The sequence below is a fragment of the Bacillus sp. C28GYM-DRY-1 genome, from assembly GCF_030519405.1.
GTDB lineage: Bacteria > Bacillota > Bacilli > Bacillales > Bacillaceae > Bacillus > Bacillus spizizenii_A.
In genome coordinates this window covers 1-387 of sequence record NZ_JAUMKF010000078.1, presented here as the reverse complement: position 1 = coordinate 387, position 387 = coordinate 1, and the positions used below count along the sequence as shown (strand labels likewise).

1 protein-coding gene is annotated in these 387 nt (G+C 68.7%); it reads right to left on the bottom strand.

Annotated elements, in window-relative coordinates; genetic code table 11:
* Positions 1–387, bottom strand: a 387-nt coding sequence (locus tag Q3W56_RS20755; RefSeq protein WP_302896713.1) for a hypothetical protein, incomplete at both ends; no start/stop codon positions are given.

Sequence of the window (387 nt, the reverse complement as noted above, 5' to 3'; positions counted from 1 at the left end):
GCGGACACAGACCGCCTCCGGCTCGTTGTGGAGGAGCGTCACCGCATCCCACGACGTCACCTCGGTTGAGGTGTCGGAGAACACCCTCCACAGCTTCGACCGCCACGCCCCGCCCGTGTACGCCTGCACGTCCAGGCTCGCGGAAGCCGACGGGACCACGTTCACGAGGCCGTTCGACAGCTGCCACACCGTGGTGGAGCACTCCTGATCCACACCGGTCAGCTCTGATCCGGCCGATCGGAACTGCACCCGGCCTCGCATGTAGTCCCCGGCTGCGCACCCCCAGCGCGGGGAGAACGTGGACGGGACCGCCCGGTACACGGTGATCGCCCCGTCCTCCCCGGTCCTCGTCATCGAGGTGGGGTTGGTGGAGCCCGTGTAGTAGCC